Origin of the sequence: Pseudomonas sp. G.S.17, assembly GCF_038096165.1 — a bacterium.
Taxonomy (GTDB): domain Bacteria; phylum Pseudomonadota; class Gammaproteobacteria; order Pseudomonadales; family Pseudomonadaceae; genus Aquipseudomonas.
Map to the genome: position 1 here is coordinate 5,325,946 of NZ_CP151076.1, position 13,447 is coordinate 5,339,392.

The following is a 13,447-nucleotide window of genomic DNA, read 5'->3' on the forward strand; positions in this document are numbered from 1 at the left end:
CGTAAATCCGTAGGACCGGCTTTAGCCGGGAGCACGCCCTCCCGGCTAAAGCCGGTCCTACGGGATTACGCCGAGACCTCGATCAAGGCTTCTTCTTGCGCGGTCCGGTATTGAATACGGGCACTTTACGCACCGGCTTGACCGCCACTGGATCAGGCGCTGTGTCGCCGCTGTCGACCCATTTGCCCAGGTTGCGTTTACCGCCGCCGGAGATTTTCGGTTTTTTTGGCTTCTTGGGTTTCTTCAGAATCTGCCCGGTGGAATCGGTCGTCGGCACCCGATGCTCAGGCGTGAAGTCCGGCTCTTCCTCGCGACGCAAGGTCTGCCGCGTCAGGGTTTCGATGGCCGAAAGCAGCTCGACTTCATCCGCGCACACCAAAGAAATCGCTTCGCCGGTCAGGCCAGCACGGCCGGTGCGACCGATGCGGTGGATGTAATCCTCGGCCACGATAGGCAGGTCGAAGTTGACCACCGTTGGCAGATCGTCGATATCCAGACCGCGCGCGGCAACGTCAGTGGCCACCAGAATCTGCACTTCGCTGGCCTTGAAGCGATCCAGCGCCCGTTGCCGTGTGGCTTGTGGCTTGTCGCCATGAATGCCATCGGCGTTGAAGCCCAGACCTTGCAGACGCTCGACCAGTTGATCGACGCCGACGCGTGTCTTGGCGAACACCAGCACTTGGGACCAGTGCAGTTTTTTCAGCAGATGGATGAACAGTTCCGGCTTGCGCTTCTTGTCGACGGTCACCACCCATTGTTTGACCGAACTGGCGGCCACATTGCGCGGGCTGACTTCGATGGTCAGTGGATCATCGAGCATTTGCGCCGCCAACTGGCGGATCGCGTCGGAAAACGTCGCCGAGAACAGCAAGGTCTGGCGGCGTTTAGGCAGCGCGGCATAAATACTGCGCAGCTCTTCCGAGAAGCCCAGATCCAGCATGCGGTCGGCTTCGTCGAGAATCAGGGTTTGCAGTTGCGAGAACTTCAATGCGTTCTGGCGATGCAGGTCCAGCAGACGACCCGGCGTCGCGACGAGGACGTCCACGCCTTTGCGCAGCTTCATCATCTGCGGGTTGATGCTCACGCCACCGTAGACCGCGTAGGTGCTCAGCGGCAGGTGCTCGGCGTATTGACGGATGCTCTCGTGAACCTGTTCGGCCAGCTCGCGGGTGGGCACCAGAACCAGGGCGCGGATCGAGTTGGCGGCGACTTTCGGGCCTTCCAGAGTCAATCGTTGCAGCAGCGGCAAGGCAAAACCGGCGGTCTTGCCGGTCCCGGTCTGGGCCGCAGCCATCAAGTCACGCCCGGCCAGAACCGGTGGGATCGCCTGCGTCTGCACAGGCGTCGGCGTCTGGTAACCGAGCGTTTCAAGGGCGCGCAGCAGGGGTTCGATCAGGCCAAGAGTGGCAAATGTCATCGGTAATACCATAGGGAAATTCAACGCAAGACGCGGAGTTTACCCTGTCCTCACCGATCCGGCCTGTTCCGGCTGCGGCTTTCGCCATTGCGGCAGGCCGATCAGCACCACCGCGCTGATAATCACTGCCATCGCCAGGCACTCTTCCGGACCGATGGTTTCGCCCGCGAAGAGGATGCCCAGCAACACCGCGACCGCTGGATTGACGTAGGCATAGCTGGTGGCGGCGGCGGGCCTGACGTTTTTCAGCAGATACATATAGGCGCTGAACGCGACGATGGAGCCGAACACAATCAGATAGGCCAAGGCGCCCCAACCTGCGGCGCTGGGCATCTGCTGCAGATGCTCGCCACTCATGGCACTGGCGATCAGCAACATGACGCCGGCGGTAATCATCTCGGCGCCGCTGGCCATCGGTCCTTCGGGCAACGGCAGATGCTTGCTCCACACCGAGCCGAACGCCCAGGCGGCGGCGGCAAAAATCACCAGTGCGGCGCCATAAGGACTGGCTTGCAGGTTCGAACCCAGGTTCAGCAGGCCGATGCCGATCAGCCCGAGGATAATCCCGGCCCACTCCAGGCGCGTGGTGCGATTGCCCCAGAACAGGCCGAACAACAGGGTAAACAGCGGCATGGTCGCAATCGCCAGCGCGGCAATGCCCGACGCGATGCCCGCATGTTCCGCCAACGTCACCCCGCCATTGCCGCAAGCGAGCAGCAAAAAGCCGATCGCAGCCGATGCCTTCCATTGCGCAAAAGTTGGGGCCGGTGCGCCGCGAAAACGCAGAAAGCCATACAGCAGGCAACCGGCGATCAGGAAGCGAATTCCGGCCATCATCAGCGGCGGCCACGACTCGACGCCAATGCGGATCACCAGATAAGTCGATCCCCACACCAGATACAACGCCAGGAAGGCACCCACAAGCAGCAACGGAAAACGACGAGAACTCGGCATGTCAGGCTCGGAAAGTTAATTATTATTCGCCAGCTCTATAGAAAGGCTGATCTTGGCAGTAAACACTGAACCTTTTTAAACCAGCTGACCGGCGAGGAAAACCCGTTTCTTGCTCACTAACTTCAACACAGTCTGAACAGCAACCGGCTTGCCGTTCAGCAAGTCAGAATCCGCGCTGACGCTTGAGGGCTTCACTGATCTTGGCGGCGGGAACTTTCTGCAAAGTGCAGAGCAACTGATGGGAAATCCCGGCGATGCCATGGGTGTGGCGCAGTTCGTTGGTCAGGTGCGCCGTGAGGTTGGCGGCCATTTCCGCATCGGCCATGGCCCGGTGAGCCTTGCCGGTGTTGGGCAGGCGCGCGTAGCTGGTCAGGGTGCCAAGCTTGTGGTTCGGCGCACCGGGCATCAAACGCCGCGCCAGCAGCATCGAACAGGCGAAGCTTTGTTCGCGATTGCGCTGAATGCGGGACAGCTCGTAATCCCAGAATTTCTGGTCGAATGAAGCGTTGTGCGCCACCAATGGTGTCAGGCCGACAAAATCCGCCACATCGTTCATGACTCTTTCGGCGCTGGGCGCTGTACGAATCATGCTGTTGCTGATGCCGGTCAGCGACTCGATGAATGAAGGAATTCGCACGCCTGCGTTCATCAGGCTCTGATAACGCTCGACGATGCGCCCCTGCTCCATGATCACCACGGCGATTTCCGTCGCCCGGCAACCGTGGCCGGGGGAAATACCGGTGGTTTCAAAGTCGATGACTGCGATGCGTTCCAACACTTGCCTGGATCCTTTGAAAAATGAACATGCTCAGTTGCGCAGCAGCAGCGAACCTTCGATCGGCACATAGCGCGTGGCGGCGCGGATCAACGAATTGGCGGTCAAGCCGGGTACGCCGTAAGCCACAGCCTCGACGCCATGCTTGTTGATGATGTGTTCGAGCAGCAAATCGAAATCACCATCACCGGAAGCCAGCACCACTTCGTCGACTTGCGAGGCGATGTCCATGATATCGATGGTGATGCCTACATCCCAGTCACCCTTGGCCGAACCGTCGCTGCGCTGGATGTAAGGCTTGAGTTTCACGGTAAAACCGAGGTTGCGCAGGATCTGCTGGAACTGCTGCTGTTTACTGTCGCCACGGTCGATGGCATAAGCGTAAGCCTGCACGATTTCGCCGCGCTGGCTGATATCAGCCCACAACGCTGCGTAACTGAAATGGCAGCCATGCGCCTGTCGAACGGTGTAATAGAGGTTCTGTACATCGGCGAACACTGCGATCTTTTTCACCGGAAATCCTCATGACGCCGATCCAGAAGTGAATCGGCGCCCAGTATGCCAGTTTCGCGTCAGCCGTAGGACCGGCTTTAGCCGGGAGGGCGTCGATCCTGCCAATCAAGATTTTCAACGCCCTCCTCGGGGATAAATCCCCTCCTACAAGAACTCGTAACCCCGTAGGACCGGCTTCAGCCGGGAGGGCGTCGGTCAGACAAACGAATCATCATCGCCAAACATGTCATCGCCACCGCCATCGTCGTAGCCGCTGTCGGCGTAGCTGTCCTGATTACCGTTGACGTCGTTGTCGCTGACGCGCTGTTGGTCATTGCCCCAGTTGTTGCCGCTGTCGCTGTTACCGTGATCGGCAACCTGCTCCGGCTCTTCCTTGATGACTTCGACCACTTCCTGCGGCTGCTCGTGATGGCCGAACATGCTGCTGATGCCTTGGGCCAGCATCACGCCGCCCGCCACGCCGGCCGCTGTTTTCAAGGCACCGCCCAGAAAGCCGCTGCCCATCGGAGCTGCCGGGGCCTGTTGTTGCGGCGCGGCATAGTTGCCTTGCTGGGGATTGCCTTGCTGAAAGTTGGAAGGTGGCGGGCTGGCCGGGCCATCGCGCCAGCCGCCCGAAGACGACGGGTTGCTCGGCCGCGCCTGCGGCTGCTGGGAGTTGCCACCGCCGAAGATGCTCGACAAAAAGCCACCGCTGCTCGGAGCTGGCGCCGCTGACGATTGCGCCTTGGCCTGCTGCAACTCGGCCTGAAGCTGCTGAATCTGCTCCTCGCGCTGTTTGATCTGCAGGTTCAACTGATTGACTGCCGCTTCCTGCACCAGAATTGCCTGCGCCATGTAATAAGGGGCCGCTGGCTGCTGGGTGAGATGCTCCTTGATCCTGGCTTCGGCCTGCGCATCGCGTGGGGCTGAAGCGGTTTCGGCACTTTTCAGTTTCGAGAAAAGGCCATCGATCAGGGTTTGCTCTTCGCTGTTCATGGCGACCTCGTTAGATTGCCGTTAAATATCGTCGCCGGGCCAAATGGCCAGACGTACGCAAGGTAATGGGGCTGATCCGATGCGTTTCAATGGCTGTGCGCAAATGTTAAGAATGCCGCGCAACGCTCTGGCTCGCGCTTGGTTCGCTGGGGTGCATGGGCTAAAGTGACCACCTGCTTTTTCTCTGCGACCCGATTCCATGAACCCGCTGATCGTTCTGCAAGACTCGCTGTATTTTTTCCGGCGCAACCTGGCGAGCATTCTGCTGCTCTGTCTGCCGCTGGTGATACTCGAAGCCTTGGCCAAGCAAGCCCTGGGCAATGCGCTGGCAGCGCAGGCTTCGCCGGCTTACGAACTGCTGGTCGGCCTGTTGTTTTATCCGCTGTATACCGGCGCGCTGATTCTGTTTCTTGACGCCCGCAGCCGTGGCGAAGAACCCGACAAACGCGACCTGCTCGCCATGGCCCTGCGCCTGTGGCCGACCTTTGCCGTGCTGTCGGCGCTAAGCACGTTGCTGATCATGTTCGGCCTGTCGATGTTCATCATTCCCGGCGTGTACATCATGGTCAAACTGGCCTTTTCCGAGTATCTGCTGGTCCTGCGCGGCCTGACGCCGCTGGCCGCGATGCGCGAAAGCCTGCTGCTGACCAAGGGCCAGTTCGTACGCATCCTGGCCTGTGTGCTGTGCGTTTATCTGCCGCTGTCGGTGCTGGAAGGCATCGGCATGTTCCTGCTGCCGGAACCACAGAGCGCGGCGGTTACGCTGGCTATCGACAGCATCAGCAGCTTCCTGCAACTGTTCACCAGCGTGGTGATGTTCCGCCTGTTCATGTTGATCAGCGAGCCGGGACAACCGGCGTGAAAGCCCGCATCCTCGTCATCATTGTGCTGTTGACCGGCCTGCTTTTCGGCTTTGTCTACAACGTGACCTGGCGGCCCGCCGCCCACGAGCACTTGCCCGTGGCCTGCAACCCGAAGCTTCAAGCGCCCATGCTGGTACCGGGCCAGGCCTTGAAGGTCATGACCTGGAACATCCAGTATCTGGCGGGCAAACGCTATGTGTTCTGGTATGACATGGACGATGGCAGCGGCGCCGATGAACGGCCGACGCCCGAGGATCTGGCCTACAACCTCGATGAAGTCGCGCGAGTCATTCGTGACGAACAGCCGGATATTGTCCTGCTTCAGGAAGTGAGTGACGGTGCCAAGAACACCGACTACGCCGATCAGCTCGCGCTGCTTCAGGAACGGGTCACCGATCTGTATCCATGCAGCAGCCAGGCCTTTGACTGGAAAGCTGACTTTGTCCCGTTGCCACATATCTTCGGCAGTGTCGGCACCAAGCTGGCGATGCTGAGCCGCTATCACATCGACCGCGCCGAGCGCATCCAGCTGCCGATTCAGGACAGCAACCTGCTGGCGCGCCAATTTCAACCCAAACGCGCATTGCTGGTCAGTTACCTGCCGTTGCGTGACGGCGGTCAGATGGCTGTTATCAACACTCAGCTGGATCGTCTGACCCAAGGCACCGACACGCAATCGCGTCAGGTTCAGGTCACCAGCCAGTTGTTGGATAAATTCGAAAGCAGCGGCACACCATGGTTGATCGGTGGGGATTTCAATCTGTTGCCCCTCGGCCAATACCGGCGTCTACCGCCGGAACAGCGCAGCCGCTACCAAGCGGACAGTCAGCTGCATGTGTTCTGGGACAAATACCCGATGATCCCTGACAACACCGAACTCGGCGGCATTGATCGCAGCAAATGGCTGACCCATTTCCCCAACGACCCACGAATCAGCGGCCCGGACCGGACCGTGGATTACCTGTTCTACAGTCCGCACCTCAAACGCATTGATGCCCGGGTTCGGCGAGAAGACACGCTGCTGATCTCCGATCACTTGCCGGTGATCGGGCGGTTTTTGTTACCCGCAGCCCCTCATCAGTAGGAGCAACCTGTGCGCGAAGAGATAGTGCCAGCGGCGCAGCTGACTATCCGGGCGACAGACGAGTCCTGATCAGCAATGCCAGCAATACAAAACCACCCCCCAGACATCCGATAAGCCCGAGTCCTACGTGGTCGATCAATAACCCGCCGGAAATCGCACCCAGCATGATGCCGAGGTTGATTGCGCAGACGTTAAACGCGCCAACCAGTTGGGCATTCGCTCCCGACCGGCGCAGGACGTCAATCCCCGTCATCAATCCCGCAGCGGCGTGACAAGCCCCGACAGCGGCAATAACGAAAGGAAGTATCCAGACGGTAGTGCCGAACAGGGAAATAGCCATCAACGATATCGCCAGCATCAGGAGCAGGCGCTTGAACATTCCTTCCATCTGCTCGGGCACACGCCTGGCCACGAACAGGTTACCCACGATGTCAGCGATACCGTACAAGACAAGAACCGGGGTCACGTACGCGGCAGGAAACTCGGTATAGCGGATGAGAAACGTAGCCAGATAGCTGAAGACAGCCATGATCCCACCGAAGATCAACAGGTAGCTGAGCAGTGCCAGGAGGATGTCCTTGCGACAGACAGCGCGGATCCGGTCAGACAGCGTCAGGTGCAACTGCGCTTCGTCCGCCGGCGGTATCTGAATGCATTTGACGACCATCACCAGAGCCAGCGCACTCAGCACCGACATCAACACCAACGCATCTTCCCAACGCCAGGCATCGCTGACAGCTTTGCCCAGGGGAACGCCGACCACCGACGCGATCGACACACCGATGAGCACTCTGGAAACCGCAAGGCTCTTGGTCTCAGGCGTGGACATTGCCGCTGCTGCGATCACCGCGTTGGTCCAGAACATCGCAACACCCACGCCGCCCAATGCTCTCCCGATCATTAACAGGGGAAAGTTATCAGTCACAGCGCAAAGCGTGTTGCCAAGGAACAAAGCCAAACAGGCGACGATCAGCAGGGAACGCAAGCTGACTTTGTAAGTGAATGCCGCAATGATCGGTGCGCTGACTCCCATGCCCATTGCAAAGGCGGTGACCAGCCAACCGGCGTGGCCGATAGAGATCTGCAGCGCTGATGCGATCTGCGGAAGCAGCCCTGCGACGATAAATTCCGAAGACAGCATGACGAATGCGGTGAAGGTCAATACGTAGACTTTGGGGTTGAGCGATTGATCCATGACTCCGAACTTCTCCAATACCAAGGGTGCAGCTTCAAGCCCATGATGCGATTTTCCAGGCCACGCCAGCTCAGGGCCAGGACGTAATCTGCAATGGGTTGTGCCAGCGTCAGCGGCGCCCGGCAGTATCACCAAACCGGCGCAGCCAAAACACCTTCATATGGTTTGCAGAATGTGACTCAGGTGCTCGACTGCTTCAAACACGGGGCCTGGCCGATCCGCAACGGATATATCCCGTTCCCGGCGTGACCACAGGACCAATACGTTCGGATAGTCCTTCTGGATAATGCGTGGTCTGGCTACTCAAAAGGTCCTGCAAGCGCCTATGACTTCCTTGGTTCGATCCGCGCTGTCGGTTCGGCAATCAATGGATCATCGGGCCAGTAGTGTTTCGGGTAGCGGCCTTTGAGGTCTTTTTTCACTTCGGCATAGGTGCTGCGCCAGAAGTTGGCCAGGTCCTGCGTGACCTGCACCGGGCGACGCGCGGGTGACAGCAGGTGCAGCTTGACGATCTGCCGACCGTTGGCGATGCGTGGGGTATCGGCCAGGCCGAACAGCTCTTGCAGGCGCACCGCGAGAATCGGCGGATGCTCGCTGTAATCCAGGCGCACCGACGAGCCGGACGGCACACTCAAGTGATGCGGCGCCAGCTCATCAAGGCGCTGAGGCAGCGGCCAGGGCAGCAGGTTATGCAGGATCGACGACAGGTCCAGATTGCTGAAATGACTGAGCCGCTGCACTTTGCCCAGATACGGCAGCAGCCAGTTTTCGAGTTTTTCCAGCAAGCCCGCGTTGCTCACATCCGGCCATTCGCTGGCGTCCTGACGCTGCAGTTCCAGCTGTCGCAGCAGCGCGACCCGCGCCTGCCACTGGCGCAGTTCCGGCGTCCACGGCAGCAGTTCGAGTCCCTTGCGCCGCACCAGCGCCAGCAAGGCCTGACCTTTGGCGGATTCATCCAGACCAGTCAGCGGCTCGCGACTGAGGATCAGCTCGCCGACCTTGCGCTGACGCTCGGCGCGGAACACGCCTTCGCGTTCGTCCCAATCCAGTTGATCAAGCGTCACAACCTGCTCGGCCAATACCGAATCAAACAATGCCGGGTCGAACTCGGCGGCAAGGTAAATGCGCTCTTCGCGCTGGCCCTGGCGACTGCCCAGATCGGCGACCACCAGCCATGGCTGTTTCATCAAGGCGTCGGCTTCGGCGAACAACGCCGCCCGGCCATTGGCCAGGCGATATTCGGCGCCGCCAGCGCGACGCTGTTGCGCCACTCGATCTGGATAAGCCAAAGCCAGCAATGCACCCAACCAGCGCGAATGTTCGGGATCACTGACCGGCTCAGTCGCCGCGCCGCGCAAATAGCTACGATATTGCCGGGCCAGTTGTTTGGCGCGCTGCACGCCGCCCTGCGATCCGCGCGCCCGCTCGCTGCCGGAGAGCAGATGCAGGCGACTGTGCAGATCAGCGCCCGCGCCGCGCAGGATGTCGCGCTCACCCAACAACGCCGCCACGTCGCAGGCCAGCGCGCCCAGGCCCAATGCCTGGCCGCGCAGCAGCAAATGGGCGATTCGCGGATGCGCGGGCAGTTCCGCCATGGCCTGGCCGTGGGGCGTGAGTTTGCGTTCTTCGCCGGGCTTGATGGTCAGCGCACCGAGACGACCGAGCAAATCCTGCGCCTGGGCGTACGCTGCTGCTGGCGGAATATCGAGCCAGACCAACTGCGGCGGCGTCACGCCCCAGCGCGCCAGTTGCAGCGCCAGTCCGGCAAGATCCGCCTGGAGAATTTCCGCCGTGCCGTAGGCCGCCAGTTGCTCATGCTGCGCTTCGGACCACAGCCGATAACACACGCCGGGCTCCAGACGCCCCGCGCGACCGGCGCGTTGCGTGGCGCTGGCGCGGGAAATTCGCTGCGTGTCCAGACGGGTCATGCCGCTACCGGGATCGAAACGCGGCACTCGCGCCAATCCGGCATCAATCACTACCCGCACGCCATCAATGGTCAGGCTGGTTTCGGCAATATTGGTCGCCAGCACCACCTTGCGGATGCCTTTGGGCGCGGGTTCGATGGCGGCGCGCTGGGCGTTTAGATCCAGCTCACCATGCAACGGACACAGCAGAATATCGGTCCGCGTGCCCAAGGCTTCGGCCAGTTGCTGATTGACCCGACGAATCTCGGCTTGCCCCGGCAGGAACACCAAGAGACTGCCGGTTTCATCGTTGAGGGCATCCAGAACCGTCTGCACCACACGCGGCTCGATGAATTCCCCCGACTGAAACGGCCGACTCCAGCGCATTTGCACGGGAAACATGCGCCCGTCGCTGCGCACCACCGGGGCGTCGTCGAGCAGACTCGACAACCGCTCGCCTTCCAGCGTGGCGGACATCAGCAGGATCTTCAGCGGCTGATCGTCGCGAAACAGTTCACGGCCATTCAGACTCAGGGCCAGGGCCAGATCGGCGTCGAGGCTGCGTTCGTGGAATTCATCGAAGATCAGCAGGCCAACGCCTTCCAGCGCCGGATCGTCCTGTAAACGCCGGGTCAGAATGCCTTCGGTGACGACTTCGATACGTGTGTTGGGGCCGACCCGGCTTTCCAGGCGGATGCGATAGCCAACGGTTTCGCCGACCTTTTCGCCCAGCTCGCTGGCCAGACGCTCTGCCGCAGCCCGCGCCGCCAGCCGTCGCGGCTCGAGCATGAGAATGGTTTGCCCGGCGAGCCAGGTTTCTTCCAGCAACGCCAAGGGCACCCGCGTGGTTTTACCGGCACCCGGCGGCGCTTCGAGCACCGCTTCGTTACGCGCCGCCAAAGCTCGGCGCAGATCAGGTAAAACGGCATCGATGGGCAAGGAAATCATGGCAGCTCCAGAACAGGCGGCTGATTATACGTGCATTCACAACACTAACTTCCCGTTGGAGCGAGGCTTGCCCGCGAAGAACGATAACGCGGTGTGTCTTTCTTACCGAGGTGAATGATTCGCGGGCAAGCCTCGCAACGGATATCAGAACCCCAAGATGAAGCAATAGTCATAGCCCTGTTGTCTTTGCCTTGTATAGTTGCCACTTCACTTCACGGAGATTGTCATGCGCATTCCTTCTCGTTTCATCGGCGGCGTAATGGTCGCGGCTCTGCTTACTCAGATCACTGCGTGTGGCAGCATTTTCTATCCTGATCGGCGCGGGCAGATCGATGGCAAGATCGATCCGGCGATTGCTGTGCTCGATGCCGTCGGCCTGTTGTTCTATGTCATTCCCGGCTTGATCGCCTTCGCGGTGGACTTCGCCAGCGGTGCGATTTACTACGCCCCAGGCGAGCACGCGCAGATCGACCCGCAGAAGCTGCAACCGGCGATCAACGCTGACGGCAGCGTCGACAACCTCAAGTTGCAGGCGATCATCGAAACCGAGCTGGGCCGGACCCTGCCGTTGAACGACCCGCGCCTGATCCAGCATCGCGGCAGCGTGCAGCAGTTGGCAGCGCTTGGCCTGGTGCCTTCGGCCTGACTGTGATTGAAGGAAGCACCATGAGTACCAGCGTTGAACACGCCCGCCTGATGCGCTTGGCAACCCGAGCTTCGCTGGCCGTTGCCAGCATATTGATCATTGCCAAGGCGATTGCCTGGTGGCTCAGCGGTTCGGTCAGCCTGTTGGCCGGGCTGACCGACTCGGCGCTTGATGGCGCGGCGTCGTTCCTCAATCTGCTCGCGGTGCATTACGCCCTGCGCCCGGCCGATGACGATCACCGTTATGGTCACGGCAAAGCCGAGGCGCTGTCGGGCATGGCCCAGGCGCTGTTCATTGCGGTCAGTGCCTGCCTGATTGCGTACCAGGCCGTTGACCGCATTCAGCATCCTCAGGAACTCGGCGCGCCGGGGCTGGGCATCGTCGTGATGCTGCTGTCGTTTGCCCTGACCGTGGCGCTGTTGATGCTGCAACACAAAGTCATCAGGGAAACCGGCTCAGCGGCGATTCGCGCCGACTCGCTGCATTACCGTTCCGACTTGCTGCTGAACTTCAGCATCCTCGTCGCGCTGGTGCTGGCTTGGTATGGCTGGGCGCAGCTGGATGCGTATTTCGGCCTGGGGATTGCGGTATACATCCTCTGGAGCGCCTTTCAGATCGCGCGGGAAACCGTGGCGGTGTTGATGGACGAGGAATTGCCGGTGGATGTCAGCGCACACATGCTCGAACTGGCCTGCGCTGTGCCCGGTGTGCTGGGCGCTCATGACCTGCGCACGCGGATTTCCGGCAACCACTGGTTCGTGCAGCTGCATCTGGAGTTGCCGGGAAATTTAAGCCTGTCAGCGGCGCACACGATTTCCGATCAGGCCGCCGATGCTATCCACAAGGAATACCCGAAGGCCGAAGTGCTGGTGCACGCCGACCCGCAGGAAGTCGTGCAGCCAGCACCCGTATGATCAGTTGATGGCGTAACCGCGATCCATTAGGCACGCCACCATCGAGCGGCGGTATACCTGAATCATCGCCGGGGCTGGCTGATAACCCGGATTGGCCGGATCGAAGCTGCTTTGCTCCACGGACCAGCGATAGCAATCGTAACGGTCCTGTTCGATCTGCTCGGGGCTCTGGCCATTGGCCGGATACGCAACCGGATCGTAAGGGCTGCCCTGACCGATCGGCTGAGCATAACCGCCCGACTGAACCGGCTGCGGCGGCGTGGTCACGATGTATTCCTGAGTGTCGTTCTGATACATGTAGTAAGTGCCGGCCGCCAGGAAAAACAGCGAGCTGCCAATCACCACTTCCTGGGAATATGACGGCAGGCTGCGCACGCGAGCGCCATAAGGCGGCGTCACGACCACATAACGCGGGCCGTCCGGACGATACCAGTAGCCGCCCGAATAGAAATAATCCTGACCCCGATACGGCACACGCGAGTAATCCGAAGGCACGCGATCAATCACATGGCCCGGACGATATTGCGGACCCGGACCCCAGCCGTTGCCGTGGCCATCAGGTCGACCTTCCCAATGATCATTGGGCCGATAATTGCCGCCCGCCTGACGATTGCGGTTGTTGCCGTTGTCGTTGTAATAGCCTTGGCGTGGTTGCTGGGTCTGGCGTGATTCGCCGGGACCGCTCTGGATCGGCAGATTGTTCTGGCGCTGCTGCAACTGCTCGCGCTCGACCTGACGCTGCTGATTCTGCTGTTCCTGAATCTGCCGCTGCTGGTTTTGCTGTTGCTGGTTTTGCAGGCGCTGGTTCTGCTGCTCTTGCTGCCGCTGCTGGACCTGTTGCTGCTGAATCTGCTGTTGTTGCTGGCGCTCGACCTGCCGCTGCTGGCCCTGCTGCTGTTGAATCTGCTGTTGCTGCTGGCGCTCGACCTGCCGCTGCTGGCCTTGCTGCTGTTGAATCTGCTGCTGTTGCTGACGTTGCTGCTGGTATTGCTGCCCGGCGTTATTCTGCTCGCGTCCCTGCCCGCCGCCATTGTCGGAGTTGCCGCGGTTCTGTTCACGCGGACCCTGGCCCTGATCCTCAGCCAATGCCTGAGCGCTGATGCTCAGACACAACAGGCTTACACCTGCCAAATGCCAGATGCCTGATTTCATGTTTTCCTCACTGGGACGCGGTTGTGCGCGATGTACATAAATAAGACTGCGTTATAGGCGCGTCGTTCGGCGCACTCTATCAGTACGCCATCACTGTCGGACAT

The 13,447-nt window shown here is 60.4% G+C and carries 13 protein-coding genes; 5 read left to right on the plus strand and 8 right to left on the minus strand.

The window, feature by feature from the left end; translation table 11 throughout:
- Positions 1 to 82: 82 nt before the first annotated feature.
- The 5 genes from AABC73_RS24705 to AABC73_RS24725 form a co-directional block, all read right to left on the minus strand.
- Complete coding sequence (locus AABC73_RS24705) at positions 83 to 1,417, minus strand: DEAD/DEAH box helicase (RefSeq protein ID WP_047579675.1); 1,335 nt, start codon at positions 1,415 to 1,417, stop codon at positions 83 to 85.
- Between the two features lie 39 nt (positions 1,418 to 1,456).
- Positions 1,457 to 2,371 (minus strand): drug/metabolite exporter YedA, encoded by a 915-nt coding sequence (gene yedA, locus AABC73_RS24710; RefSeq protein ID WP_331153116.1) that lies wholly within the window; start codon positions 2,369 to 2,371, stop codon positions 1,457 to 1,459.
- A gap of 163 nt (positions 2,372 to 2,534) precedes the next feature.
- Positions 2,535 to 3,146: a 3'-5' exonuclease gene (locus AABC73_RS24715; RefSeq protein WP_331153155.1), complete on the minus strand. Its 612-nt coding sequence runs from the start codon at positions 3,144 to 3,146 to the stop codon at positions 2,535 to 2,537.
- A gap of 33 nt (positions 3,147 to 3,179) precedes the next feature.
- Complete coding sequence (locus tag AABC73_RS24720; RefSeq protein ID WP_065833742.1) at positions 3,180 to 3,659, minus strand: NYN domain-containing protein; 480 nt, start codon at positions 3,657 to 3,659, stop codon at positions 3,180 to 3,182.
- A gap of 195 nt (positions 3,660 to 3,854) precedes the next feature.
- Positions 3,855 to 4,634, minus strand: coding sequence for a DUF2076 domain-containing protein (locus AABC73_RS24725; RefSeq protein WP_341521345.1), 780 nt, complete (start codon positions 4,632 to 4,634; stop codon positions 3,855 to 3,857).
- Positions 4,635 to 4,833: 199 nt separating this feature from the next.
- Here AABC73_RS24725 and AABC73_RS24730 point away from each other — a divergent pair, with 199 nt between their 5' ends.
- Both AABC73_RS24730 and AABC73_RS24735 read left to right on the plus strand, forming a co-directional pair.
- Positions 4,834 to 5,496, plus strand: a complete 663-nt coding sequence (locus tag AABC73_RS24730; RefSeq protein ID WP_341521346.1) for a YciC family protein — start codon at positions 4,834 to 4,836, stop codon at positions 5,494 to 5,496.
- The gene (locus AABC73_RS24735; RefSeq protein WP_341521347.1) at positions 5,493 to 6,581 is read left to right on the plus strand and encodes an endonuclease/exonuclease/phosphatase family protein; all 1,089 of its coding nucleotides are present in this window, start codon (positions 5,493 to 5,495) and stop codon (positions 6,579 to 6,581) included. The genes AABC73_RS24730 and AABC73_RS24735 overlap by 4 nt, the downstream gene beginning before the upstream one ends.
- A gap of 43 nt (positions 6,582 to 6,624) precedes the next feature.
- Here the strand turns inward: AABC73_RS24735 and AABC73_RS24740 are convergent, their stop codons facing one another.
- Together AABC73_RS24740 and hrpB are read right to left on the minus strand one after the other, a co-directional pair.
- On the minus strand, positions 6,625 to 7,776 hold the full coding sequence (locus tag AABC73_RS24740; protein ID WP_341521348.1) for an MFS transporter: 1,152 nt from the start codon (positions 7,774 to 7,776) through the stop codon (positions 6,625 to 6,627).
- Positions 7,777 to 8,099: 323 nt separating this feature from the next.
- A complete protein-coding gene (gene hrpB, locus AABC73_RS24745; protein WP_341521349.1) occupies positions 8,100 to 10,631 on the minus strand; it encodes an ATP-dependent helicase HrpB in 2,532 nt (843 codons plus the stop codon).
- A gap of 226 nt (positions 10,632 to 10,857) precedes the next feature.
- On the opposite strand from hrpB, the gene AABC73_RS24750 reads away from it, so the two are divergent.
- Together AABC73_RS24750 and AABC73_RS24755 are read left to right on the plus strand one after the other, a co-directional pair.
- Positions 10,858 to 11,277: a polyribonucleotide nucleotidyltransferase gene (locus AABC73_RS24750; RefSeq protein WP_341521350.1), complete on the plus strand. Its 420-nt coding sequence runs from the start codon at positions 10,858 to 10,860 to the stop codon at positions 11,275 to 11,277.
- A gap of 20 nt (positions 11,278 to 11,297) precedes the next feature.
- Positions 11,298 to 12,191 (plus strand): cation diffusion facilitator family transporter, encoded by an 894-nt coding sequence (locus tag AABC73_RS24755; RefSeq protein WP_341521351.1) that lies wholly within the window; start codon positions 11,298 to 11,300, stop codon positions 12,189 to 12,191.
- Here the strand turns inward: AABC73_RS24755 and AABC73_RS24760 are convergent, their stop codons facing one another.
- Positions 12,192 to 12,698: a DUF6515 family protein gene (locus AABC73_RS24760; protein WP_256208066.1), complete on the minus strand. Its 507-nt coding sequence runs from the start codon at positions 12,696 to 12,698 to the stop codon at positions 12,192 to 12,194.
- Between the two features lie 240 nt (positions 12,699 to 12,938).
- On the opposite strand from AABC73_RS24760, the gene AABC73_RS24765 reads away from it, so the two are divergent.
- Positions 12,939 to 13,337 (plus strand): hypothetical protein, encoded by a 399-nt coding sequence (locus AABC73_RS24765; RefSeq protein ID WP_341524327.1) that lies wholly within the window; start codon positions 12,939 to 12,941, stop codon positions 13,335 to 13,337.
- Positions 13,338 to 13,447: the final 110 nt, after the last annotated feature.

Excerpts from the sequence above, each read along its gene's own strand:
- AABC73_RS24730 (WP_341521346.1), top strand. The coding sequence starts at position 4,834 with ATGAACCCGCTGATCGTTCTGCAAGACTCGCTGTATTTTTTCCGGCGC.
- yedA (WP_331153116.1), bottom strand. The coding sequence starts at position 2,371 with ATGCCGAGTTCTCGTCGTTTTCCGTTGCTGCTTGTGGGTGCCTTCCTG.
- hrpB (WP_341521349.1), bottom strand. The coding sequence starts at position 10,631 with ATGATTTCCTTGCCCATCGATGCCGTTTTACCTGATCTGCGCCGAGCT.
- AABC73_RS24725 (WP_341521345.1), bottom strand. The coding sequence starts at position 4,634 with ATGAACAGCGAAGAGCAAACCCTGATCGATGGCCTTTTCTCGAAACTG.
- AABC73_RS24755 (WP_341521351.1), top strand. The coding sequence starts at position 11,298 with ATGAGTACCAGCGTTGAACACGCCCGCCTGATGCGCTTGGCAACCCGA.
- AABC73_RS24740 (WP_341521348.1), bottom strand. The coding sequence starts at position 7,776 with ATGGATCAATCGCTCAACCCCAAAGTCTACGTATTGACCTTCACCGCA.
- AABC73_RS24705 (WP_047579675.1), bottom strand. The coding sequence starts at position 1,417 with ATGACATTTGCCACTCTTGGCCTGATCGAACCCCTGCTGCGCGCCCTT.
- AABC73_RS24750 (WP_341521350.1), top strand. The coding sequence starts at position 10,858 with ATGCGCATTCCTTCTCGTTTCATCGGCGGCGTAATGGTCGCGGCTCTG.